The 25,238-nt window shown below is 50.1% G+C and carries 22 protein-coding genes and 1 tRNA gene; 5 read left to right on the top strand and 18 right to left on the bottom strand.

Going from position 1 to position 25,238, the window contains the following annotated elements; genetic code table 11:
- The coding region (locus QVO99_RS08325) for an ATP-binding protein (RefSeq protein WP_288177082.1) at positions 1–645 on the top strand (645 nt) is incomplete at its 5' end.
- Between the two features lie 84 nt (positions 646–729).
- Here QVO99_RS08325 and QVO99_RS08330 read toward each other — a convergent pair.
- The 8 genes from QVO99_RS08330 to QVO99_RS08365 all read right to left on the bottom strand — a co-directional run bounded on the left by QVO99_RS08330 (position 730) and on the right by QVO99_RS08365 (position 8,817).
- The gene (locus tag QVO99_RS08330; RefSeq protein ID WP_022317152.1) at positions 730–1,617 is read right to left on the bottom strand and encodes an SGNH/GDSL hydrolase family protein; all 888 of its coding nucleotides are present in this window, start codon (positions 1,615–1,617) and stop codon (positions 730–732) included.
- Positions 1,618–1,846: 229 nt separating this feature from the next.
- Positions 1,847–3,337, bottom strand: a complete 1,491-nt coding sequence (locus QVO99_RS08335) for a succinate CoA transferase (protein WP_022317153.1) — start codon at positions 3,335–3,337, stop codon at positions 1,847–1,849.
- A 94-nt stretch (positions 3,338–3,431) separates the two neighbouring features.
- On the bottom strand, positions 3,432–4,061 hold the full coding sequence (locus QVO99_RS08340; RefSeq protein WP_022317154.1) for a hypothetical protein: 630 nt from the start codon (positions 4,059–4,061) through the stop codon (positions 3,432–3,434).
- 10 nt (positions 4,062–4,071) lie between these two features.
- On the bottom strand, positions 4,072–4,485 hold the full coding sequence (locus QVO99_RS08345) for an SRPBCC family protein (protein WP_022317155.1): 414 nt from the start codon (positions 4,483–4,485) through the stop codon (positions 4,072–4,074).
- Complete coding sequence (gene pyrE / locus QVO99_RS08350) at positions 4,482–5,117, bottom strand: orotate phosphoribosyltransferase (protein WP_022317156.1); 636 nt, start codon at positions 5,115–5,117, stop codon at positions 4,482–4,484. The genes QVO99_RS08345 and pyrE overlap by 4 nt, the downstream gene beginning before the upstream one ends.
- Before the next feature lie 215 nt (positions 5,118–5,332).
- Positions 5,333–6,283: a M28 family peptidase gene (locus QVO99_RS08355; RefSeq protein WP_231560833.1), complete on the bottom strand. Its 951-nt coding sequence runs from the start codon at positions 6,281–6,283 to the stop codon at positions 5,333–5,335.
- A gap of 50 nt (positions 6,284–6,333) precedes the next feature.
- A complete protein-coding gene (locus QVO99_RS08360; protein WP_022317158.1) occupies positions 6,334–8,130 on the bottom strand; it encodes a membrane dipeptidase in 1,797 nt (598 codons plus the stop codon).
- A 162-nt stretch (positions 8,131–8,292) separates the two neighbouring features.
- Positions 8,293–8,817 (bottom strand): Lrp/AsnC family transcriptional regulator, encoded by a 525-nt coding sequence (locus QVO99_RS08365; protein ID WP_022317159.1) that lies wholly within the window; start codon positions 8,815–8,817, stop codon positions 8,293–8,295.
- Positions 8,818–9,347: 530 nt separating this feature from the next.
- Here QVO99_RS08365 and QVO99_RS08370 point away from each other — a divergent pair.
- Positions 9,348–10,046 (top strand): peptidylprolyl isomerase, encoded by a 699-nt coding sequence (locus QVO99_RS08370; RefSeq protein WP_022317161.1) that lies wholly within the window; start codon positions 9,348–9,350, stop codon positions 10,044–10,046.
- Positions 10,047–10,508: 462 nt separating this feature from the next.
- Here the strand turns inward: QVO99_RS08370 and QVO99_RS08375 are convergent, their stop codons facing one another.
- From QVO99_RS08375 to QVO99_RS08385, 3 genes are all read right to left on the bottom strand, one after another.
- Entirely contained in the window at positions 10,509–11,504 is a 996-nt protein-coding gene (locus QVO99_RS08375; RefSeq protein ID WP_022317162.1) for an FKBP-type peptidyl-prolyl cis-trans isomerase, read from the bottom strand.
- 120 nt (positions 11,505–11,624) lie between these two features.
- Positions 11,625–12,584 carry an FKBP-type peptidyl-prolyl cis-trans isomerase gene (locus tag QVO99_RS08380; RefSeq protein ID WP_022317163.1) on the bottom strand — a complete coding sequence of 320 codons (960 nt, stop codon included), beginning with the start codon at positions 12,582–12,584 and terminating at the stop codon, positions 11,625–11,627.
- A gap of 62 nt (positions 12,585–12,646) precedes the next feature.
- On the bottom strand, positions 12,647–13,252 hold the full coding sequence (locus QVO99_RS08385) for an FKBP-type peptidyl-prolyl cis-trans isomerase (protein WP_022317164.1): 606 nt from the start codon (positions 13,250–13,252) through the stop codon (positions 12,647–12,649).
- A gap of 249 nt (positions 13,253–13,501) precedes the next feature.
- Between QVO99_RS08385 and QVO99_RS08390 the strand changes: the two genes are divergently transcribed.
- Together QVO99_RS08390 and QVO99_RS08395 are read left to right on the top strand one after the other, a co-directional pair.
- The gene (locus QVO99_RS08390; protein WP_022317165.1) at positions 13,502–14,206 is read left to right on the top strand and encodes a Sir2 family NAD-dependent protein deacetylase; all 705 of its coding nucleotides are present in this window, start codon (positions 13,502–13,504) and stop codon (positions 14,204–14,206) included.
- A 34-nt stretch (positions 14,207–14,240) separates the two neighbouring features.
- Positions 14,241–16,235: an OPT family oligopeptide transporter gene (locus QVO99_RS08395; RefSeq protein WP_022317166.1), complete on the top strand. Its 1,995-nt coding sequence runs from the start codon at positions 14,241–14,243 to the stop codon at positions 16,233–16,235.
- Between the two features lie 1,247 nt (positions 16,236–17,482).
- On the opposite strand, the gene QVO99_RS08400 is transcribed toward QVO99_RS08395, so the two are convergent.
- From QVO99_RS08400 to QVO99_RS08430, 7 genes are all read right to left on the bottom strand, one after another.
- The gene (locus QVO99_RS08400) at positions 17,483–18,037 is read right to left on the bottom strand and encodes a murein L,D-transpeptidase catalytic domain-containing protein (protein ID WP_197067647.1); all 555 of its coding nucleotides are present in this window, start codon (positions 18,035–18,037) and stop codon (positions 17,483–17,485) included.
- 116 nt (positions 18,038–18,153) lie between these two features.
- The gene (locus QVO99_RS08405) at positions 18,154–19,296 is read right to left on the bottom strand and encodes a hypothetical protein (RefSeq protein WP_022317168.1); all 1,143 of its coding nucleotides are present in this window, start codon (positions 19,294–19,296) and stop codon (positions 18,154–18,156) included.
- A gap of 282 nt (positions 19,297–19,578) precedes the next feature.
- Complete coding sequence (locus QVO99_RS08410; RefSeq protein ID WP_022317169.1) at positions 19,579–19,923, bottom strand: hypothetical protein; 345 nt, start codon at positions 19,921–19,923, stop codon at positions 19,579–19,581.
- A gap of 125 nt (positions 19,924–20,048) precedes the next feature.
- Positions 20,049–21,023: a phosphodiester glycosidase family protein gene (locus QVO99_RS08415; protein WP_022317170.1), complete on the bottom strand. Its 975-nt coding sequence runs from the start codon at positions 21,021–21,023 to the stop codon at positions 20,049–20,051.
- Between the two features lie 6 nt (positions 21,024–21,029).
- A complete protein-coding gene (locus QVO99_RS08420; protein ID WP_007897496.1) occupies positions 21,030–21,380 on the bottom strand; it encodes a LytTR family DNA-binding domain-containing protein in 351 nt (116 codons plus the stop codon).
- An 85-nt stretch (positions 21,381–21,465) separates the two neighbouring features.
- A complete protein-coding gene (locus tag QVO99_RS08425; RefSeq protein ID WP_022317171.1) occupies positions 21,466–22,224 on the bottom strand; it encodes a DUF4846 domain-containing protein in 759 nt (252 codons plus the stop codon).
- A 181-nt stretch (positions 22,225–22,405) separates the two neighbouring features.
- Positions 22,406–22,490: transfer RNA gene (locus QVO99_RS08430), tRNA-Ser, on the bottom strand.
- Positions 22,491–22,609: 119 nt separating this feature from the next.
- Here QVO99_RS08430 and QVO99_RS08435 point away from each other — a divergent pair.
- On the top strand, positions 22,610–25,165 hold the full coding sequence (locus QVO99_RS08435; RefSeq protein ID WP_022317172.1) for an endonuclease MutS2: 2,556 nt from the start codon (positions 22,610–22,612) through the stop codon (positions 25,163–25,165).
- Positions 25,166–25,238: the final 73 nt, after the last annotated feature.

A 25,238-nucleotide genomic window follows, 5' to 3' on the forward strand; every position in this document is an offset into this window, starting at 1 on the left:
GTGCTCTTTGCCGACGAGCTGCCGGAGTTCAACAAGGCAACGCTCGAGGTGTTGCGTCAGCCGCTCGAAGACCGCAAGATAACGATAGCCCGTTCGAAATACACCATAGAATATCCCTGCTCATTCATGTTCGTGGCGAGCATGAACCCCTGTCCGTGCGGATATTTCAACGACCCCACACACCATTGTGTCTGCACCCCCGGTCAGATACAGCGATATATGAACAAGATCAGCGGTCCGCTTCTCGACCGCATCGATATCCAGGTGGAAATCACTCCCGTGCCCTTCAAGGATATCTCCAAGGCACAGCCCGGCGAACCGAGTTCTGCCATCCGCGACCGTGTCATCAAGGCGCGCCACCGTCAGGAAGAGCGTTTCAAGGATATTCCTGGCGTATATTGCAACGCACAGATGACCGAGCGCATGATACACCAGTATGCCGAACCCGACGAGACAGGCATCAACCTCCTGCGTATGGCGATGGAGCGTCTGAATTTGTCAGCCCGTGCATACAACCGTATTCTGAAAGTAGCCCGTACCATCGCCGACCTTGAAGGATGTGAAAACGTGCAGTCAGACCATCTCGCCGAAGCCATCAGCTACCGCAACCTCGACCGCAGCGACTGGGCGGAGAGAGGACTGTGATTGAGGGTTCCGTAGATTGTAGTGTGGAAAGTCGTTAGCAAGTAGTTTAACCCCAAATGGCCTAATGACCGTTTGGGGTTTATGTCAGAACACCGGTAGGGTGGCGAGCTGATACATCAGCGTTAGTGCCATGCGGCGATGTCCCTCGTTGTTGGGATGCAGACGGTCGGTATCTTTGTTGTTGAAAAATTCAGCCTGTTCGTCCATCAAGGGATAGAGTCCGGATAGGGCGTTCATGTCGATTACCGGAAGGCTCCAGATGTTGCCCGCCTCCTTCACCGACTCCACGTAGCTGCTCACATATTCACCACATTTGTTGCGATATTCCTCCGTAGGCTGCCAGTTGGTGTCTTTCAGATAGAATCCCGCACGGTGTATCGGAGTCACCAGAACCACCTGTTTGCCGGGGAACATCCTCTTCACCTTGTCCAACGCTATGTTTATCCTTCCGCGATAAGTGGAATCCGTCATGCACATCCTCTTGCGCATTCTCTTCACCATGTGTTTCTGCTCGTGAATGCCAGCCATCACCTCCTCTTCCTGTTCGGTGAACCATTCTCCGACAGGTACCCCGGCATTGAAGTCGTTGGTGCCGATGAAAATCAGTATGGCGTCGAACTCGTTGCCATGCTCCGCCTTGAGCTTGTCAGCCTGTCGCGGAATGTCGTTCCATTGCCGTCCGCTCACGGCATATACGTATGGCGTGATGCCGAGCCATTCCTGCAGCAGACTCCAGTATTTCCTGTTTGCCGCCTTGTGGTTAGGGTCGGTGATGGAATCTCCGAAATATGCCACCCGTTTCCCCTTCCATGGATGGCATCCCCATGAGGAACTTGCTCCTGTAGTGGATTGCGTGACAAACATCCCGGCAGAAGTGTTTCCGGGTGTTTCTACGCCGTTTTCCTTTGCTTGTGTGGTAGTCACAGCCGTTGCCAACAACAACGCCGTGAGAGTAGAATTTAGTATGTTCATTTGTTTTTGGATATTCGTTTGCCCCAATCGGCTTGGTTACCGGTTGGGGATATAAGCAAATGAGCCTGAGTCCATATCCGAACCCAGACTCATCAGTATTGTTTTAACCCAAATCGGTCATTAGACCGTTTTTTTGTATTTATTTAAATTGCTTGCAGTCTTTTGCCTTTTAAGAGCAAAATCCAAGCAAGCTCTGACTACCGGTTTTGGGTTAAATAAGCTTCTTCCATTACATCTCCGTCAGATGCATGTCGCCCTTTTCAGCCAGTGCGATATGCATGGCGAAGGCCTTTCCGAGGTTGTGGCGTGTCTGTCCCATCTGTGCATGCTCAAGATAAGCACGCAGGATAGGTCTGTAGTCAGGATGCGCACAGTTTTCTATTATGAGATGCGCACGCTCTATCGGACTCTTGCCACGCAGGTCGGCAACGCCCTGCTCCGTGACGATCACGTTCACGTCGTGTTCAGAGTGGTCCTGATGGCTCACCATCGGCACGATGCTGCTTATCAAGCCACCCTTTGCCGTTGACGGACAGGTGAAGATGCTGATGTATGCGTTGCGTTCGAAGTCGCCGCTTCCGCCGATACCGTTCATCATCTTCGTTCCGCTGATATGTGTAGAGTTAGCATTGCCGTAGATGTCCACCTCGATGGCAGTGTTGATGGCAATCACACCCAGTCGGCGTATCACCTCAGGCGAGTTTGATATCTCACTTGGGCGGAGCGTGATGTGGTCTTTCAGATAGTTCATGTTGTCGTAAACCTGCTTCAGACACTCGTTAGACACCGTGAGCGAGCAAGACGATGCGTCTTTCACTCTGCCCTCAAGCATCATCTCCACCACGCTGTCCTGCATCACTTCAGTGTATACATTGAAGTCAGGCACCTCCTTGTGCTTGCCCAGTGCGCCGAGGATGGCGTTTGCCGTGCTTCCCACACCGCTCTGCAGCGGGAGGAATGTTGAAGGAATGATGCCACGCTTCATGTCGTTTACGAGGAATTCAGCCACGTTGTGTCCTATCTGGTCAGTAATAGGGTCGCTGTCCTTGAAGGCACGTGCCTCGTCGGGGAGGTCACACTCCACGACGCCCACAATCTTCTTGGCGTCGATTTCCACGTATGGCTTGCCGATGCGGTCGCCCACGTTGATGATAGGTATAGGCTGGCGCATTGGCGGATCGAGCGGCTCATATACGTCGTGCATGAACTTGGCGTCCTTGCTGTGGAAGGAGTTCAGTTCCAGAATCACGTGCTTTGCCATTCTCGCTACGGTTGGGCTGATGCCACCTGCCGATGTGAGATACGCCTTGCAGGTGTCTGTACCCTCCTCGATGTCGCACACTTCGAGGATAGCCCAGTCTATGTCACCATAGAATCCGTAGCGCAGCTCCTGTGCCATCTGGCTCAGGTGTATGTCGTTGTAGGATATCTCTCCCTTGTTCACGCTCTTGCGGAACGAAGGGTTTGTGGTATATGGTGCACGGTATTTTATGGCGTGTGCCTCGGTGAGCACACCGTCGGTGCTCTCTCCTGTAGATGCTCCAGTGAATATATTAACCTTGAACTCCCTGCCGGCTTCATGCTCGGCAGTGGCGATTGCAGCCAGTTCTCTCGTTACCGCCTTTGCCGAACCGGCAGGCGTGAATCCGCTCATTCCCAGCGTGTCGCCGTTTTTGATTAATGCGGCTGCGTCGGCCGCCGTCATACGTGTGTAAGCCATATAATACTTTTTTTAATGGTTAATATTTTTTCCCCGATCCGGCAATGAGGTCATTCTGGGAAAGCCCTAATTACCGATTCGGGTTAAGGCCAAGTCAGTTGTTCACAGTCAGAATGCCAAACGTGCCGGTGGTATTGCCGCGGTATTCTATCATTCCGCGTCCTTTGTCGCCTTTGATGAGAATTCCTCCGCTGTTCATGTCATACACCCTGTGGCAGTATCGGCAAGTCGCCGTGCCGTCGGTAGTCATCGTCAGGGCATAGCGAGTCAGTCCCGAACTCTCATAGCAGTTGCGGCACTGGCTGTCATAGGCATAGAATTTTCCCGTCTGGTTTCCGAATCCCACGATGATGGCATTGTATATGCCTATCGTCCATTGTGCCTTCTGGTCTATCGCCGTCAGCATTCCGTAGCTCGGTTCGCTGTTTTGGTTGGTCTCAAACTTGAACCGTGTCTTGCCGTCTCTTGATATCCTGCAGAACACACCCGGCGACATGGCGTTCATCGCGCTGCCAAGAGTCATGTTCTGCATCGTGGAGTTGTTGATGACGAGGTGACACGGATAGTTGCTGTATTCCGAGTCGGCACAGGCAGACAGCAGCATGACTGCCGCTCCGGCATAGAGCGTCAGCCGCTGTCTGTGGCATGGGCAGTGGGCGATGATGCCGTGGAGCATCTCTGCCACTTTACCCCTTATGATTTTCTTTTCCCAGAGCTTGTTCATTGGTGTGAAATCAGCTGTTGTATGGTATCATTGCCAACACGTCGGCAATCTTTTCCAGTCCCTCCTGCAGCGGCTTCGACACCATTCCCTTGATAAAGGGGTTGATGTCGGCCTTTATGGTGAGACGCATCTTGCATGCCTCGTCGCCCTCAGGCACCACCTGTATCCACAGGTTGGCGGCAATCGGAGAGTTTGTGGTGGCAAACTTGATGCATTTGGGCTCTTCCCTCTCCACGATTTTCATCGCCACGCTTCCCATCGGAGCACTGATGCTCAGGCTGTCGCGGTCGAAGGAGAGGTCCTTTATCTTGTCCTCAGGCAGTTTGTCGCGCACTTTCTCCAGATTGCTCAGGTCGCTGAGCATGGCATATACGGCGGTCTGAGGGTAGGGGATATGCTTGATGCTGCTTTCAAACTTGCTCATAACTTCATCCAGTTAGCAGGGTCTTTGCGCCATTCGTTGAGCACTTCCACATGCTCTGGCTTGATATATCCTGTCTCCTTTGCCTGCTCCACCACGTGGTCGTAGTCGGTCAGTGTGATGAGCTTCACTCCAGCCTCTTCGAAAGCCTTCTTTGCCACGTCGAAGCCGTAGGTGTAAGAAGCTACCATTCCTACCACCTCGCAGCAGTTCTTGCGTATTGCCTCTACAGCCTTCAGCGATGAACCGCCGGTAGAGATGAGGTCTTCCACTACCACTACCTTCATGCCAGGTTTCAGCTCGCCCTCGATGAGGTTCTCCAGTCCGTGATCCTTTGGTTTGCTGCGCACGTAAACGAACGGCAGGTTGAGCTCGTCAGCCACGAGAGCACCCTGTGCGATGGCGCCGGTAGCCACACCGGCCACGGCCTCTGCCTCAGGGAAGTTCTCGAGCACGGCGTGCACGAGTTCCAGTTTCACGTAGTTGCGGAGGTCCGGATAAGACAGAGTCTTGCGGTTGTCGCAATAGAAAGGAGATTTCCAGCCAGAAGCCCAAGTGAATGGATTCTCTGGTTGCAACTTGATAGCCTTAACTTTCATGAGTTTAGAGGCAAATTCTTTTTTCAGTAAGTCCATGATTATTTCGTTTTTAGTTATGATACTGTTTATTTCTTTTATTCCGATTATTCCTTTATGGTATTGCACTCCTTGTCTTCAGGGTCTTGATGCCCTTTGTCTTAAGGATTTTATGCCCTTTGGTTTCAGGGTCTTGATGCCCTTTGTCTTCAGAGTATGGAAACTCTTTGTCTTTTAGAGCAATGATACCATTTGTTCCCCGTGTGTTATACCCTTTATTTCTCTGAGAACAGCACCTGTATCACCGTCTGTCCCACAGCCTTGAGTGAGTTCTTGTCGATGTTGTCCATCGTGTCGGTCACGGTGTGCCATGTGGGTCCGAAGGAACTTTGCTGGCAGTTTGGATAATATGCGATGATGTCGATGGTGGGTATTCTCGCCTTTTCGTTCACCGGTCCGTGGTCGTCGGTGATGTATCCGCCTTCCGCCTTTGGGAACAGCGACTCATATCCTGCCACTTCAGCAGCCTTCCACACTTTGTCCACGATGTTCAGGGCGTATTGCTTCGAGAATCCCTCCTGGTAGAAGCGTGCTCCAGTGCCTCCCACCATGTCGAGCAGGATGCCGAAGCGGGCCTCATATCCCGGTTTGTGCGGATTTTCAGCCCAATACTGTGCACCGAGAGCCCAGGAGTCGCCGTTGGTGTCTTGGTCGTCGCTCCACTGTGGCACTCCCCAGTCTTCGGCATCGAAGCATACGAAGTCCACTCCCATCTGCAGCGAGTCTGCCTTCTGTATCAGGCGCGCCACTTCGAGCATCACCGCCACGCCGCTCGCAGCGTCGTTGGCACCCATCACCGGTTTGCGCCAGTTGGTGCTGTCGGGGTCGTTGTCAGCCCATGGTCTGCAGTCCCAGTGGGCGCAGAGCAGTATTCGTGTGGTCAGCTCCGGCTTGTAGCTCGCTATGATGTTGGTGCTCTTGAGCACCGTGCCGTCGAAAGCCTTCAGGTCAGCCTTCTGCTCCGTCACCGTGCATCCGTATTCCCTGAATTTCGCCGCTATCCATTCGCCGCACTTGTCGTGAGCTTCGCTGTTCATCGTTCGTGGTCCGAACTCACACTGTTTTGCACAGAAGGCATAAGCCGAGTCTGCATTGAATGTAGGTCCCACCATGGTCATCGTCTCCGTTTCGGCATCAGCCTTTTTGCTGCTTTTGCATGATGCCATAGTGAGTAGCATTGCCGCCATGGGCAGCAAGATATGTGTTAATCTGAGTTTCATTGTATTCTGCTTTTTTGCACCTCAGCCATCACCCTGAGCCAGTTGCCGCCCCATATCTTTTCTATGTCGGCATGAGAGTAGCGTCGTCTGAGCAGTTGGATGGTGAAGTTTATGAGTTCCGAAGAGTCGGCGATGCCGCAGACCCCTCCGTCGCCGTCGAAGTCTGTTCCTATTCCCACGCTGTCGATGCCCATTATGTCGATGGCATGTTCCAGATGGTCTATGGCGTCGATGATGCTCGCCTCCTGTTCGTCGTTTCTTAGAAATCCGTTGTATAGAGTTATCTGCGCCACGCCACCCTTTCTCGCCAGTGCTTCGAGCTGGTCGTCGGTGAGGTTTCGCGGCACGTCACACAGAGCCTTGCAGTTGCTGTGGCTGCATACTATCGGTGTGGCGCTGATGTCGAGGGCGTCGTAGAAACTCTGTTCGCCGGCATGACTGAGGTCCACCATCAGTCCGCAGCGGTTCATCTCCCTTATCACCTGCTCTCCCAGCTGGCTCACTCCGCCGTGAGTGTTCTCCGTGCGTCGTGCGCTGTCGCAGATGTCGTTGTCGCCGTTGTGACACAGGGAGATATACACCACTCCTCGCTTTGCGAAATGCTCCACGTTGCGTATGTCGCCGTTCAGCGCCAGTCCGTTCTCTATGCCGAGCATTATAGATTTGCGTCCGTTGCGCTTGTCGGCATACAGGTCAGCCGGAGTCCTTGCTATCGACACGAACTTGTCGTTTGCCCTCACTATGTCTTCAATCTTGTCGAAGATGAGGTCGGCGTATTCCGTTGGCGTCTGTGCCGGCAGCGGTGCTATCTCGGCGAATGTCTCTCCCGGTTTTGGCTGTGGCAGATATGCCGCCATTGTCACGGCGCTTTGTCTGCCGTCTGTCATCTTGTGCAGGTCAACGAGGATGCGGCTGTCTCTCCAGTCGAAGTGTATTCCTTGTGGGAAGAACATCGGTGTGTCGCAATGCGAGTCGATTGTCATCACCTTGTCGTGCAGTTCCTTTGCCTCGTTGAATTCAGCGGCACGTTCCACGAGCCATCTGAAGAGCGGCAGTCCGTCGTCGCCGAGCCATTCCGGATGCCATTGCACACCGAGGATGCTCTTGTGTTCGCTGCTCTCCACAGCCTCTATCACCCCGTCTTCTGCCCATGCCGACGTCTCCATCCTCCTGCCGCAGCTGCCCACGGCCTGGTGGTGGAATGAATTCACGTAGATGCGCTCCCTCTGGAATATGTCGTAGAGCACGGTTCCCGGTTCTATCCTCACCGAGTGAGTGGGTTCGCCGCGCCATTCCGCATCCTGGTCGTGTTTCACCCTTGTCTGGGTCTTCCTTTCGGCATTGTCGGTCCCGCAGGAGTCGATGTCCTGTCTCACCTTTCCTCCCAGTGCCATGGCGAGTGTCTGTATGCCGCGGCAGATGCCGAGCATCGGAATCTGTCTGTTGTAAGCCAGTTCCACGGTGAGCAGTTCCGGCAGGTCGCGGTGTGAGTTTATGCCATGCAGTTGCGGCACCGGCTCCTCTCCACACCAGAGCGGATTGAAGTCGCCGCCGCCGGAGAGCAGCAGTCCGTCGATAGAATCAAGGGTGTTTATTATCACGTCGGTGTCATCGACGGGAGGTATGATTACGGGCACACCGCCAGCCCTCACCACAGCCATATAGTATGGCTCGGCGAGTGTAGCGTTTCCGTTTGCAAAGTTTCCGGTGATTCCTATCACCGGTTTTTTTCGTCCTTCAGGATATCTCTTGTATATCCCATTAAGGCGCGACTGGAAATCAAATGGTTCCACGTCTTGAAAGTGCTTTTTTTTAGTTGACAAGTAGATTACTCCTTTTTACTAGACATGTAGACGAGTAGACAAGGAAATTACCACTTCTTGTCTGTTAACCACTCTTCAGTTTGTCAATCCAATCTCCTCGTCAATTTGTCAACTTGTTAACTTGTCAACTCGTTAATCAATATCATCCTCAACAGATTGAGCCTTGGCTCTTCTGCGAGGTCCCACCTCTCCGAGATCTTTCGGTGCGATAGGAATCTCTCTCTTGATGCTCTGTTCCAGAGAGATGAGCGTCTCTGTAGACACCACTCCCGGAATCTCCTGCATCTGGTTGTTGAGCAGGTCCATGAGCTGTCCGTTGTCCTTGGCATAGAGCTTCACGAGCATTGTGTAAGGACCGGTGGTGAAGTGGCACTCCACGATTTCAGGAATATGCTCCAGCTGCTCCACAACAGCCTTATACATGCTACCCTTCTGAAGGGTGATGCCCACATAAGTACAGGTAGAGAAACCGAGGCTCTTCGGGTCAACGTCGAATTTGCTGCCCGTTATTACTCCGTCCTCTGTCAGATGCTGCACACGCTGATGGATGGCTGCACGTGAAACGTTACATTCTGCCGCTACGTCTTTGAACGGCATTCTTGCATTTTTAGAAAGGATACTAAGTATCTTTTTGTCAAGTCTGTCTATCTTTTCCATAAGAATAAATTACTATTTGGTTCTAATATTATGTTTTATCTTAAAAATGTGCTTTCTACATGGCATTTATAGCATTTTTCACAACATTTGAGCTATTTGCTATTTGCCAACAAGCAAAATTAGTGGTTTTTTATAAACCGCACAACATTTTGGCGGTTAAAATTAGTTTTTTTGCAACAAATTGGTTGTTTCCCTTCATTTTCCTTTAGGTTCGGCTAATTATTAGCCAATATCGCCTTGTCTCCGCTTTTTTCCCTCTTGATATATGATAAGGTGAACATTATGGTCGATACAGGAGGCGACGTTGCCTTGTAATCCAAAAATAATGACGAATACCTCGGCTATTTGGGAAAAAGGTGTAACTTTGTGGTCGCGGATTATGAAGGATAAGTAAAAACCGGCAAAATGCGCCTTATCAAAACGAAAGACTGCAAGCGGTTTAAATAAGACTCCGTTAAAGGTCTAATTACTGTTTTATCCCTCATAGTCGGTCATTGACATTCGAAACTTTAAATAATACCTATTGATATATGAAAAATATTCTATTGATTATTTCGCTGTTTGCGATTTGTGTCGGCGTGAAGGGGCAGACAATGAAGGGGGATGTGCGTCCGGAGGTGCTCATCGAGACTACGATGGGAAATATACGGGTGGAACTGTATAACGAGACACCGCTTTATCGTGACAATTTCCTGAAACTCATCAGAGAGGACCATTTCTATGACTCGCTACTGTTTCATCGTGTGATACCCGATTTCATGATCCAGGGCGGCGACCCTTCCAGCAAGAATGCTCCCAAGGGGGCAATGCTCGGCGAACATTCACTGGGCTACACCTTGCCAGCCGAGATCCGTTTGCCTCAGATTTTCCATAAGCGCGGTGCGTTGGCGGCAGCCCGCGAACCCGATGATGTCAATCCGAAGCATGAGTCGAGCAGTACGCAGTTTTATATCGTCTACGGCAGACGGCAGGGCGAGAAGGGACTGCAGCGGGGACGTGAGAATCTGGAAAAACTCTTCGGCGACAGTATCAGGATGACGAAGGAGATGGAGGATGTGTATACCACCGTGGGCGGCACGCCACATCTCGATGGAGCCTATACGGTGTTCGGTCAGGTGGTAGAAGGTATGGATGTGGTTGACCGCATCCAGCACGTTGAGCGTGATGCCAACGACAGACCGCTGGAGGATGTAAGGATTATCCGTGCCACGATATTGAGGGACAAGTAGAGACAAGTTGACGAGTAGACAAGTTGATGAGTTGACAAGGAGATTCGCCTTTTAAACCTTGCAAACAATGATTGTCAGGTTTGGATATGTCCAAGAGCGTATGGAGGTTAGACAAGAGCCATGATATGATTTGAGACAAAAACCGGGATAAAACTAAGGTTGGTGAGGATATTCAAAACCAAGACCCATTATAACCTCAAACCCATCCTAACCTTCCCAAAGGGAAGGAACAAGTTACTATGCCAATCATTTCAGCCAATGAACTTCAGCCCCCACCTAACCTCCCCCGTGGGGGCTGATGACAATAACTTGAGAAACTTCCTTGTTCCCTCGTCATATAAATTATACAATAGAAGAGGGCGTGTCATTGCGACACGCCCTCTTCACATAACTTCTTTTATTGGTGTATGGAATTTATCCCCAACCGTTTGTTTGGGTTTATCCCCAACCGTTTGCCTGGGATTATTTCTTCTTGGCCTTTGGAGTAGCCTTCATAGTTATACCCTTCTTGGCAGTAGCCTTCTTAGTAGCGGTCTTCTCCTCGACCTTTACCTCAGCCTTTGGCTTCTCGATGTCTACAAGCTCAACGGTGAAGATGAGAGCCTCATAAGGCTTGATGTTGCGGCCGGAACCCCTCTCGCCATAAGCAAGGTCGTAAGGGATGTAGATTTCCCACTTGCTGCCTACAGGCATCAGCTGCAGAGCCTCTGTCCAGCCCTTGATCACCTGGTTCAGACCGAACGTGGTAGTCTGTGGGTTGCGTTTGTAGCTGCTGTCAAACACCTTTCCGTCGATGCTCTTGCCCTCGTATTTCACGGTCACGCGGTCTGTAGCCTTTGGCTTCTCGCCCTTGCCTTCAGTGATGACCTTATACTGCAGTCCGTTGGGCAGAGTCACCACACCCTGCTTCTTTGCGTTCTCGGCGAGGAAATCCTCACCCTTCTTCTTTGTAGCCTTCTCCATACACTCCTTGTTTGCCTTCTCAGCCTCAGTCATGTAAGCCTGTGCCACAGAGTCTGAGAGCAAGCTGTCGTCCTTCAGCAGCGATGCGATGAATCCCTTGTTGAAGAGCTCGGAGTTGATAGAGTCCTTATATTCCTTGAACTGCTCCTTGCGGTAAGGCAGCATTCCCTGCTCCACCATGAGAGCAATCTGCTGTCCTGCAGCGTAAGCCTGAACCTTAGGGTCGTTGATGTTCTTATACATGTCGTTGAAACCGCGAGCCACTTCGGCGATGTCCTTCTCCTCCACATTGTATTTCTGCTTCAGGAATGGCAGCAGTCCGTTTGTCTGTGCCTTTCCGGCAGCATAGCTCAGCGAGTCAGAAGAAGTGGCGAGTTTCACCACCTCCACTGTTTCAACAGTTTTCTTCTTCTTGTCCTTTTTCTTAGCGGCGAAAGCCGTTGTAGTGAGGCTGCCCGCCAGGATGGCGAGTGCTAAGAATAATGATTTTTTCATTGTTGTATTTTATTTTTTAGTTGACGAGTTGACGAGTTAACAAGTTGACAAGGAGACGAGTTGACAAAGAGATTTCCTTTGCCCTTTACTCGTCTACTTGTCCACTTGTTTTATTCTTGTTTATCGGTTCTGCTGTGCTTTCATTGCAGCCTCAATCTGGGCGCGCTGCTCAGGTGTGAGCTGCTGTCCCGCAGGCTGTGCCTTTCCCTTCTCTGTGCTGATGAGCTCTATCTTGAAGATGAGAGTAGAGAATGGCTTTATCTTGCCGCCGGTGTCACGTGTGCCGTAAGCCTGCTCTTGAGGAATCATAACCTCCCAAACGCTACCTACAGGCATGTGTGTAAGAGCCTCTGTGAATCCCGGTATAACCTGGTTTACAAAGAATTCAGCAGGAATTTTCTGGCCGAAGTTGCCGTCGAACACCTTTCCGTCGATAGTCTTTCCTTCATACATGATCTTTACAGAAGAGTTAGCTCCAGGAATCTCTCCCTTGCCCTCCTTGATCACCTTGTAGCAAACGCCCTTTCCGAGCTTCTTCACGTCGGCACCCTTTGCATATTTGGCAGCGAAAGCCTCGTTCTGCTTCTTGTATGCACCGTATTTCTCCTCCAGGGCCTTGTTCTTTATCTCGGTCATCTTTCTCTGTGTCACATCCTGTGCCTTGTTCATAGTCATGATGCCGCCCTTGCCTGTTGTTCCGCTGATGAAACCGGCCATGAAGTTCTTCAGAGAGATGGTCTTTGTGGAGTCTTCGCCGAAGAGCTCGTGGTTGATGCCCCTCACCAGCTGGTTGCTGAGCTGTTGGCCAATCTGTATACCGGCATAGTATGCGGCCTTCTTCTTGTCGTCGCCGGCATTGGCACCCTCGTTGAGGCCCTTTATGAATTCGTCGATATATGCTGTGTCAACGCCAAGGTTGCTCACGAGATAGTCTTTCAGTCCGTTAGACTGAGCCATACCGATAGCGTAGCTCAGTGAGTCAACGTCGTTCTTCAAATCGGCCTTTGGAGTTGACTTTCCACAAGAGGCCAGACCTGCGGCTACTACAGCTGCCGCAGCAAACAATGTAATTTTTTTCATCGTCGTATTATAATTGTTATAGTTTTCTTTCTTGTCCTTTTCCTTATGCGATAAGGTCTTCCTTACATCACCTCGAGCAGTTCAACGTCGAAGATGAGCGTTGCGAATGGAGGGATAGAACCGCCTGCTCCGCTCTCGCCGTAAGCGAGGATATAAGGGATATAGAAACGATACTTCGCGCCCTCCTGCATGAGCTGCAGACCTTCTGTCCATCCCGGAATCACCTGGTTGAGCGGGAACACCGCCGGTTCGTTGCGCTTGTAGCTGCTGTCAAACACCTGTCCGTTGATGAGAGTTCCCTCGTAGTGGCATTTCACCTGGTCGGTAGCCTTAGGCTTTTTGCCGTTGCCCTCTCTCAGCACCTCATACTGCAGACCGCTCTTGAGAGTCACCACACCCTCCTTCTTGCCGTTCTCGGCGAGGAATTTCTCTCCCTCAGCCTTTGCAGCCTTTCCCTGCTCGGCGCGGATGGCGTTGATGCGCTCCTCCTGCTGGCGGAAATACTCCTGAACGATTGTCTGTGCGTCCTTGTGTGGAACCTTCAGTTCGTTACCGTTGATGACGTCTTTGATAGCGTCGGCGAAATCGTCGATGTTAAGGTCCGACGCACCCATCTGTGCCAACTGCTGGCCGATGCCCAAACCGAGGGCGTAGCTTACTTTGTCCATTTGCTTATGTATAATATTTATTGTTTATATTCCTGAATATGTATGCGTATGCGCTGTGCGCCACAATACGTTCCAGATGCTGAAACACCGTTGATTATCACGGCGCTTCAGCATCAAAAGCGCACAAAGGTACTATTTTTATCTGACTAAGTATGTTGTATTAAAGAAAAAATGCTAATTTTGTGCATTCTTAATTTATTTTGAGCCTCCTTTAGTGTGGCTCCTTGTTGTTCAATAATAATTCTGACTATGAAGAAAATTGTAGTGCTGACAGGTGCCGGCATGTCGGCAGAAAGCGGACTGAGCACCTTTCGTGATGCCGACGGTCTATGGGAGAACTATCCCGTGGCGCGAGTGGCAACCCATGAGGCCTGGGAGACAGATCCCGACTACGTGAATGACTTCTACAACATGCTCCGCGGAAAACTCCTTGAGGCGAAGCCCAACAGGGGGCATGAGCTGGTGGCTGCCCTGCAGGAGAAATACGATGTCAGCGTGGTGACCCAGAATGTTGACAATCTGCATGAGCAGGCTGGCTCCAGAAAGGTGATACATCTGCATGGCGAGCTCATGAAGGTGTGCTCGTCGAGGGACCCCTACAATCCGCATTTCATCAAGACCCTTGCTCCCGGCAATCTCACCGTTGCCCATGGCGAGAAGGCAGGCGACGGTTCGCTGCTCCGTCCCTTCATCGTGTTCTTCGGCGAGAGCGTGCCGATGATCGAACCGGCTGTTGAAGAGGTGGAGAAAGCCGACATGATGATTATCATCGGCACGTCGCTCGTGGTATATCCAGCCGCCGGACTCTTGCGCTATGTGCGTCCCGGAGCTCCGATATATCTCATCGATCCCAAGCCCTCGGTCTCAGGCTCCCGTAGCGACATCCGTCAGATAGTGAAGGGAGCGTCGGCAGGAATGGAAGAACTCATGCAGATACTGGAGAAAGAAGGATAAGAAGTGTAAATCAAAACAATAATAACCAAAATCTATGGAAGAAAACAAGAAAGACAATGTGCAGCTTCCGGACAATGCGTTCCGAGAGCTGAAAGAGGGGGAACAGTATGAACCCATCATGAGCCCCAAGAAAGTGTATCCGGAGGTAAACATGTGGTCTGTGACCTGGGGTATCGTGATGACGATGCTCTTCTCAGCCGCTGCCGCCTACCTCGGACTCAAGGTGGGTCAGGTGTTTGAGGCAGCCATTCCTATCGCCATCATCGCCGTGGGAGTGTCTACAGCCGCCAAGCGCAGCAAGGCATTGGGCGAGAACGTCATCATCCAGAGCATCGGAGCCTGTTCGGGAGCCGTGGTGGCAGGAGCCATCTTCACTCTGCCTGCCATCTATATCCTGCAGGCCAAGTATCCCGACATGGCAGTATCGTTCTTCAAGATTTTCCTCAGTTCGCTGCTCGGCGGTGTGATAGGAATCCTGTTCCTCATCCCGTTCCGCAAGTATTTCGTCAGCGACATGCACGGAAAGTATCCTTTCCCTGAAGCCACCGCCACTACCCAGGTGCTCGTTTCCGGTGCCAAGGGCGGAAGCCAGGCAAAGCCGCTGCTGCTCGCCGGTATCGTGGGCGGACTCTACGACTTCATCGTCGCCACCTTCGGATGGTGGAACGAGATGTTCACCACGCGTGTCATCGGACTGGGCGAGACACTTGCCGACAAGGCGAAGCTCGTGTTCAAGGTCAACACCGGAGCTGCCGTGTTCGGTCTCGGATATATCATCGGTCTGAAATACGCCTTCATCATCACCCTCGGTTCGCTTGCCGTATGGTGGGTGCTTGTGCCGGGAATGGGAGTTATCTTCCACGACCAGGTGCTCAACGCCTGGAACCCCGAGCTCACCACAGCCGTCGGCGCCATGTCGCCGGAGGAGATATTCAAGTATTATGGCAAGAGCATCGGTATCGGTGGCATTGCCATGGCTGGTATCATCGGCATCATCAAGAGCTGGGGCATCATCAAGAGTGCCGTGTCGCTTGCCGCAAGGGAGATGAAGGGAAAGGGTGACACCACAGCCGACGTGCCTCGCACGCAGCGCGACATCTCGTTCAAGATCATCGCCATCGGTTCTATCGCCACCATCCTCATCACCTTCCTCTTCTTCTGGTTCGGAGTGATGGAGGGCAACCTTCTCTTCGCCATCGTCGGCATCCTGCTCGTGGCATTGATAGCATTCCTGTTCACCACCGTGGCAGCCAACGCCATCGCCATTGTGGGTAGCAACCCTGTGTCGGGAATGACGCTGATGACTCTCATCCTCGCCTCTGTAGTGATGGTGGCAGTGGGAATGAAGGGCACCGGCGGTATGCTGGCGGCGCTCATCATGGGTGGTGTGGTATGTACCGCACTCTCTATGGCCGGCGCTTTCATCACCGACCTCAAGATCGGCTACTGGCTCGGCACCACGCCAAAGAAGCAGGAGTCATGGAAGTTCCTTGGCACCCTCGTGTCGGCAGCTACCGTGGGCGGTGTGATGATGCTGCTCAACGAGACCTACGGATTTGACAGCGGTCAGCTTGCCGCTCCTCAGGCAAATGCCATGGCGGCGGTAATCGATCCGCTGATGAATGGTGTGGGTGCTCCTTGGATGCTCTATGCCATCGGTGCTGCCATCGCCGTAGTGCTCACCTTCTGCAAGGTGCCGGCATTGCCGTTCGCCCTCGGTATGTTTATCCCTATCGAACTGAACACTCCGCTGCTCATCGGCGGTTTCATCAGCTGGTATGTTTCTTCGCGCTCAAAGAGCGAGAAGGTGAACAAAGACCGCAACGAGAAGGGTACTCTTATTGCCAGCGGATTCATCGCCGGTGGTGCCCTGATGGGTGTTGTCAGTGCGTTGCTGCGCTTCTTCGGAGTGAAGTTCGACTATGAAGGATGGTGGGCAAACTCATGGTCGCAGGTTGCCGCCCTCGCTGCCTACCTGCTTCTCATCATCTATTTCGTATGGGCTACGAAGGTGAAGGAAAAGAAATAATCCCCTTACGATCTGATGACCGTTTTGGAATACACCCAAAACGGCCATCAGGTCATTCAATGTAATTTTTTTTATTGCTGTCTGCTACAACTTCTCTTTTTGAACATAAGTAAGACGGATTCATTTTTTTGATTATATTGAGCTAATGATTCTTGGATTTTTGTTTGGATCTTGCAGGATTTGCAAGTGCTTGGGCACTTTCTTTTTGGTGTATAAAGGGGGATTCGTAGACAAAAACCAGGATAAATACCTGTATCCTTTTGCGAGCCTCACGGCTTGATTCCTGTCGCACAGGTCGCCCTTACGAGAGCAAGCTCTCGACTGTCAACTTGCATGAAAGGAATCGGTGACGACTATGTCGCCACCTCGCAAAAGCATACAAGCGATAAACCAAGATAAACCGGCTGCGCATGAAGTTTTTAATTATGACTCCGCCAATAGACTTCAGCCCCCACCTAGCCTCCCCCGAAGGATAACCCATCGGAGTAACTGTCCTCTATTCGTAATTCTGAGCCGTGGGGGAATAATAATTATGACTACGCACATAGACATCAGCCCCCACCTAGCCTGATAACCCATCCTAGCCTTCCCCAAGGGAAGGAACTGGTTACTATGGCTAAATGACATCAGCCCCCACCTAGCCTCCCCCGAAGGATAACCCATCCTAGCCTTCCCCAAGGGAAGGAACTGGTTACTATGGCTAAATGACATCAGCCCCCACCTAGCCTCCCCCGAAGGGGAGGGACAGATACTCTTATTACCTGATTATCAGAGTGTTATCGACATTCAAGGTAACCAGCTTCTCCCCTACGGGGGAGAACGAGAGGGGGCTGATGTTCATTGGCTAAGGAAAAGGGAGTGCCACAAGCACTCGCAAATCCACGAAAATCCTGATAGAAATCCAATAACCATTTACCAACTACTTTTGCCGTACAAAATCAGAATGCAGGGTGGTCAGTTGCTCCATAACATAGTACAGATCCATGTAGCTGTATGACTTTGGAGCCAAGACTATAATCTAAGAAAATGAACTATTGTTTTCTGTTTATCTTCTCATTGCCTTTGTATTATGTTTATGAATTGTCTTTATGAAAGAGGATAATAATTCATCATGACCACTATCTTACCATAATTATTCAAATGCCTATAAGTCAAATATGACTCTGAAAGTTGTATCTTCATGTAGCAATATTGAATTTCAAGATGTTACATAACTTTTATAGGCATTGAAATATATTGTCTACTTGTCATTTATATTTAGCATAAAGCATCACAGGCCTATGCTTAGAAGCTCCACGATATATCTCCATCACTTTCGTCACACAATCTCTCGATACCGTGAAGCAGCCACGGCTCTCGGAGCCTATCGGGATATACTCCCTATCGCCAGAGAATCTTGTGACTTTTCTTGCTGAATGAATCAAGATACCACGAGTCTCAGCAAGATAATTGGTCTTGTCAAGACCACGAAGACGGATGCTCTTCTTAAATTTACTACCCTTTCCTACCATCACATACCGTCCAAGGCTGGAGCATCCGCTGCCGACCTCATTGCTGAACTTCGGAGTGGCATCCGTGTTCCCCTTGCCACTGCCGTGCATACAATAGCTGCTCAACACACGCTTTCCATGCTGCAGGTCGTAGATGAAGAACCGCTTCTTGCCCGAGGGAATGGAGAAATCCACCAGGATATAATAATCTGTACTATACCCTCGTCGCTCGCAATAGTCTCGTACTTGCGAGAGATTCTCGCAATCCACATTGCCATACCATTCCTTGACATCGACGTAATTCTTATACAATGGCTTAGTGTACCTGTTATAAATGGGAGGCACAAAAGGGATGCTAACAATCAGCAGCGATATGACAACCAGCAATATGATATATATCCTTTTCATCGTTCTCTTGTATGTTTGGTTTATGAAATGTCATCCTTCAATTTAATTTGTCTCTTTGTTATTGCAAATAATATCCAACTGAAAAACGCGCTGGTCAAGATAGGTGCACAATAGACGATGAAGTTCGTTGCAAAAAAACCTATGCCTGTAAACCCTGATAAGTATTGAGTGTCTTTTACCAAAATCGAGGCACATTCCTCTGAAGGTATGCCAATAAATCGTCCCCATACTAAAGCTGTTGCCAAGGCATTCATTATCAGCCATGCAAGACAAATGTAGAAGAGGTGTCTGTATTTGGTCGTTTTATATAATGGAGACCGATCTTTAAGTGCGTCGATTCCCCTCCATGACCGTATAAAAGCAGGCAGAGCGAAGATTACGGGGAACAGCCATGCCAAGTAAACGAATATCACTATAAATGCAGCATTGTACGAAATACCAAGCATAACCGCTAAGTCGGCATTAACGGCACATGCCAAGACATACAGATAGTACATATATGACGTTGGAATAGTGAGTATCATATTCGTTTGAACACCGAGACGTATTACATATACGACAATGAAGACCAATCCTACACACATCACCAGCGTCTTCTTCTTCAACCATGGATACACGGTTAGACCAATACTTGTGATAGACAGCATAACACTACTGCCCCACATAGTGTCTTCTGCATGGAATGGGCTAAGGAATATATATCCTTCGTTTTCTACCACCATGTGGAAAGCCAGCATTTCCACACCATCTAATCCAGCATTAAGAATCCCATAAAGAAGGATAGCCGCAAGACAAATGGCTATCGGAGCCAACACGTAGTTGCGTCGCCATACCAAGATGATGCTTGCAGCAACGGAAAATGCGCAACATATAGCCATTTGGATCGGGAATGACCAATAAAACAATAATGCAAGTAGAAGCAAGATGATTCCCCAAACGATTATCCATCCAAAAGGCAAGATAAGGAGGTAAATACTCCAACCGACAGAAGATATCCAGTCTTGCACCTTCCTAATGGCATCATTGTCATCAACTTTAGCATAATAGTCGGTATTCTTTTCAAGATATTCTCTTACCATTCTGCGTTTTACCAGTTCTTTCTTAAACCTGCTGCCCTTTACTTTTTCCAGTTCGGGCGCAACAGCCTCAATAGCCTCTTCCATTTATTTTTTACGCCGTTCTTCACTTTTGCCGAGCATCTTATGTAGTTTCACATACAATGCTGCAATACAAATGCCACCGATACCTGCAGCCAAAATCAGCCATTTCCAATGAATGTATTGGAAACCGTTGAAGCAACACCACCATATAATTACCGCAAAGCAAACGCATGGCAAGGCAATTCTAATAAATTTCTGCATATGACACTCTACACTAATGTATTAAAAATACTAAAGCCCACATGGCGACACTCAAAAGAGTAGCCTCATGTAGGCTTTGCCTGCTTACTGCTTTGTTACGGTGGCCTTGCGCATGTTTATGTTGAACGTACCAAGTGAGGTCTTCACCTTGTATACACCGTTCTTGGCGGCAACGAGCTTGGCAGTCATACCCATGAAAGAGAAGCTTCCGTCTTCATTCTTGTTGATGTTGTAACGGCCGAGAGGGGTGTTCACCACGATATGGCTCTTGGTCACTTTCACCACCCCATAAGTAGTGCCCGAAGGAGCATTCTTCACCTTCTGAACCACTTCCTTGGCAGCAGTCTGTACATTGTCGTTACTACCCTTTGCAAAACTTGCTGTGCTGGTTGCTACAACCATCAGCAGCGCAATCATTAACTTCTTCATTGTCTTCTATTGTTTTTTAATGGTTTTGTCTTATTGACAATGCAAAGGTAGTGTGGCTTTTCTGAACCGAGAAACTTTCCGAGGTGGCTTGTACAAGATGCCGGGTTTATTGTATATCTTGGCAATTATCGCTTCCTAAGCACCAGCCAAGGAGCTACGCCGTGGTGCTTGTCGGTGCGATACTTGGCGGCTTTCTCCGTGAAGTAGGCGGTGCCGTCGGGAGCACGGTAGAAACCGCTCTCGTTGCCACCGGTAAGGTATATGGCATCCACATAGCCATATTCGCGCAAGGCATCGGCGAAGTCCCAAAGGGTTTCGGGGTGGCGGGTCGCGATGATACAAAGACGTCCATCAGCTGTGCGCGCAAGGGCTTTGCGCTCCACTTTGCCATGCAGGAAGAAACGCTGAGGCAGTTCGCCGTTGGACACGAGCACAAACTGGCGGAAGTAAGAGCCGTCACGCGCTACCATGTGCTCACACATATCGTCAAAACGAGATATGCCGATGACCATATTGCCCTTGGCTATGGCGCAATAGCCAAGACGCGACACATCGCTCCGTTTCTGCTCGCCGTCGACAACCAACGAGCCGATATACTTGCCCATGGCGGTATAGTCGGCAGTACGGGTGTACATCAGCACACTATGGTCGGCGGTATCGGGTTCCTGAAGCGACAACTCAGCCTGCACGTTATGCAGTTCATAGATGTCAAGTGCCACGCCGAGCACAGAGTCGGTCTTAAGCACTACTGCCGACGACTCGTTTTGCGCCTTCATATCGTCTAACTTCTTTATATTTTCTTTCGGCGATACAGAAATACTCACACCTATATTATAATAGTAGTTGTAGAGGCGTATGACTTTGTAGCAGCCAAATACTAGCATCACGGTTGCCACAAACCACATGATAGCCAAATTCCACTTCGGCAACCCACCTCGTTTTTTGATGGAATCCGACGAAGAATTGGGCTTCATTTCGCCACTACTCTCTATAATAATCGTGGGTTCGTCGAGAAGCTCTTGCGAAGAAGTGCTGTTATCATCATTCTCTATCGCGAAAATAGGCTTCTCCTGTATGTCGTTACCTTCTGTATATTTCATAATCATTTACTTTTCCTGTTCCAAAATTGTCTTTAACTCCTTGAGTGCTTCCTTCGAAGCTTTTAACCTAAACCCTTGATTCATACGATGATCCATTAGCTTCAAATCTTGGTTGGTAATGTTGATGGCGTAAACATAATTTGTGTTTACTATCAGACTCTTGCCAACACGCGTAAAGAAATTCTGCTTCAGTTTGTTAAAGGCTTCCACAAAGTAGTGCAACTGGAACGTCATCGTCACCGACTCTCCGTTGAAGAGATGCACGTCACAGTAGTTGCCAGAAGCTTCTATATAGGCAATGTCGTCCGTTGGCACCCTAAACAGTCCAACGGATGTGATAATTTTAAGTCTTTCCATTTAATCCTTACAAATTGTACATGGTTATTACTTCAAAAGGTCATATAATAAATACGCCAAAAAACGAATAATATTATATTGTTTGTCAATAATGTCTCAATTCATTCCTTCCAAAATGGAATATTGAAACAAATAGCATACTCTCATCGCCGTCAAAAAAGAACCAAGGATTAGATATAGGGTTAGGATTTCTCACGATATGCAATTCGCGTGCAGGTGTATTGCCTTCAGCACACATAATGGCTACTTTTTTGCCGTTGCGAGCCACATCAATCACTATCAGAGCATGTCCCATTCCTTTCAACTTGCGAGCTGGATAGACGAGCACATCGCCGGGTTGCACATCACTTATCTTTCTTGGTTCCGTCTCACGGCTCACAGAAAAAGTGCTGCACACTCCGTAGGCTTTTTTCAAGAATTTCTCCAGCGCTTTGCGCGAAGCCCCACCTTGATATTGAAGCGTATTGCCATTTACGTCCTGGAAACGTATCTCCGAGTAGCGTCCCTGACTGAACAGGTACTCAGCCCTCACTCTCATGGTCATATCAGCACACTGCTCCGAGTTGCTGAGCATCGGTATGTCGATTACGCCGGTTGAGAGAAACTGAAACCGCGCATCACCACCTGTATAGAGCTGCACCTTGCTTCCACGTTTCTTCAGCGGCAAACTGCGCATAAACTCTGCATAACTGCCGCCTACACGGGCATATCCAACAGGAGCTGAAATGTCTCCAATCGTCGCAGCATTCCATGGGTTGCTTGTGCGAGAACACCACCATACGACACCAGCCAAAATCATACCGGCCAAAACTAACATTCCAATAACTACTAATACTTTCTTCATTGCTTTTTTATACAAAATTAGGTCATGTATATGCTATAAGCAAATCGTTGCAGATGGTTTGTATGAAATGATATAGAAAATGTATAAAACTACACTATTGATCGTAAATGTAATTTTTGAAGGGCACGCCAGGGTTATAATAAAGAAAAGTCCCGTAAATCTTGCGATTTACAGGACTTTGCGGAGAGAGAGGGATTCGAACCCCCGGTACCTCTCAGTACGCCGGTTTTCAAGACCGGTGCATTCGACCACTCTGCCATCTCTCCTTACTTGAAGAACTTGCTTAGTGTCTTAAAGCGAGTGCAAAGGTATGGAATTATATTTATATCTGCAAATTTTATCGCAACTTTTTTCATAAAAAAGATGTTTTTGCTAATTTTGCACCATGATTTACCCAAAAACATTCGAAGACAAGATCGGATTCAACGAGATAAGGACTCTGCTGCGAGAACGCTGTCTGAGCTCTCTCGGCAAAGAAGAAGTGGACAAGATTACCTTCATGGACAACGTGAAGGCGATAAACACCCAGCTGTCGAGAGTCAGGGAGTTTCGCCGGCTACAGGAGGAAGAGGAGAATTTCCCTCTCAACTACTTCTTCGACGTGAGACAGTCGGTGGCACGCCTCCGACTGGAAGGCACTCACATGGAGGAGGACGAACTGTTCGACCTGCGCCGGTCGCTGGGAACGGTGAACGACATCGTGACGTATCTGAACCGCACGGACGAAGACGCTGCCGTTGCGGCAACGGATGACGGATGGCGCAAAGACCCCGTATACCCCTACCCTGCCCTTCACGAGCTTGCCGAAGGCGTGGTGACGTTTCCGCAGATTCTGCAGCGTATAGACCAGATATTGGATAAATTCGGAAAGATACGCGATACGGCATCGCCGGAACTGCTCAACATCCGCAGGGAGCTGGCAAAGGTGGAGGGCAGCATCTCGCGTACATTATATAGCATACTGAGATCGGCACAGAGCGAAGGTCTGATAGAGAAGGATGTCACGCCAGCGATGCGCGACGGCCGTCTGGTAATACCTGTAGTACCCACGATGAAGCGCAAGATAAAGGGTATCGTGCACGATGAGTCGGCTTCGGGAAAGACTCTCTTCATAGAGCCTACCGAAGTGGTAGAGGCAAACAACCGCGTCCGCGAACTCGAAGCCGAAGAGCGCCGCGAGGTGATACGCATCCTGACGGAGATGGCAAAGGTGATACGTCCGCATGTGCCCCAGATTCTCGACTCCTACAAGCTGCTGGCTCAGGTCGACATGCTGCGGGCCAAGACGGAGCTCGCCAAACTGATTGGCGGCATAGAACCGGAGGTGGGCAAATATCCGCATATCGACTGGATAGGAGCCACACACCCGCTGCTTCGTCTCTCGCTGCAGAAGCAGGGCAAGAAGGTGGTGCCGCTGGAAATCACGCTGACACGCAACAAGAGAATGCTGATAATCTCCGGACCTAACGCCGGCGGAAAGTCAGTATGTCTGAAGACCGTAGGACTGGTGCAGTATATGCTGCAATGCGGACTGTCGGTACCGATGAGCGAGCGTTCACAAACGGGAATATTCCAGAACATCCTCATAGACATCGGTGACGAACAGAGCATCGAGGACGACCTGAGTACGTATTCGAGCCATCTTACGAACATGAAGAACATGATGAAGAGCGCCAACGACCGCACCCTGATTCTCATCGACGAGTTCGGAACCGGTACTGAGCCGCAGATCGGCGGTGCCATAGCAGAAGCGGTGCTCAAGCAGTTTTGCATAAAGAGAGCCTATGGCGTCATCACCACCCACTATCAGAACCTGAAGCATTTCGCCGACAGCCACGAGGGTGTGGTCAATGGTGCGATGCTCTACGACCGCCATCAGATGCAGGCTCTGTTCCAGCTGCAGATAGGTCAGCCGGGAAGTTCGTTCGCCATTGAGATAGCCCGCAAGATAGGACTGCCCGAACAGGTGATTCACGACGCCAGCGAGATAGTAGGCTCCGACTACATACAGAGCGACAAATATCTGCAAGACATCGTGCGCGACAAGCGCTACTGGGAGAGCAAACGCCAGACCATCCATCAGCGCGAGAAGCAGATGGAGCAGACGATAGCTAAATACGAGTCTGAAATCAGCGATCTGGCAAAGAGCCGCAAGGAGGTGCTCGCCAAAGCCAAGGAAAGGGCCGAGGAACTGTTCAAGGAGAGCAACAAGAAAATCGAGAACGTCATCCGCGAAATCCGTGAGAAGCAGGCTGAGAAGGAAGAGACAAAGAAGCTTCGCGACAGTCTGAGAGACTTCAAGGAGGGCATCTCCGATATGGACAAGCAGGCAGAAGACGACAAGATAGCACGCAAGATGGCGCAGATTCTCAGAAGGAAGGAAAACAAGAAGAACCGCAAGAAGGGCGACCCGTCATCTTCAGGACAGGACAAAGACAACACGTCTGCCGCCACCACCCTGTCCACCGTCAGCGCTCCGCTGAAGGAAGGCGACACGGTGAGGATAAAGGGCACCACATCCGTGGGCAAGATAGAGAGCATACAGGGCAAGAACGCCACCGTGATATTCGGCGACCTGCGATCCACCACCTCTCTGAAGAAGCTGGAACACGCCACAGCTCCCAAGCGCGAAGAACCTCGCCCGTTCATGACCGTAGGCAGACAGACCCGCGAGACTATCGACGAAAAGAAGCTCAACTTCAAGCAAGACCTCGACGTGCGCGGCATGCGAGGCGACGAAGCCCTCAATGCCGTGATGTATTTCATCGACGATGCCACCCTCGTCGGCATGTCGAGAGTACGCATCCTCCACGGCACCGGAACGGGAATCCTGCGCCAGCTTATCCGACAGTATCTCGCCACCGTACCTGCCGTTACATCATACAAAGACGAGCATGTGCAGTTTGGAGGTGCCGGAATAACGGTAGTAGACCTCGGTTAAGCCGCAGACGCACTAATCTTTATATAGTACTTGAAAGGAGTTCGGCAATCTTTCAAATACCGATCAGCAACAA

The sequence above is a fragment of the Prevotella sp. CAG:592 genome, from assembly GCF_000436015.1.
GTDB lineage: Bacteria > Bacteroidota > Bacteroidia > Bacteroidales > Bacteroidaceae > Prevotella > Prevotella pectinovora.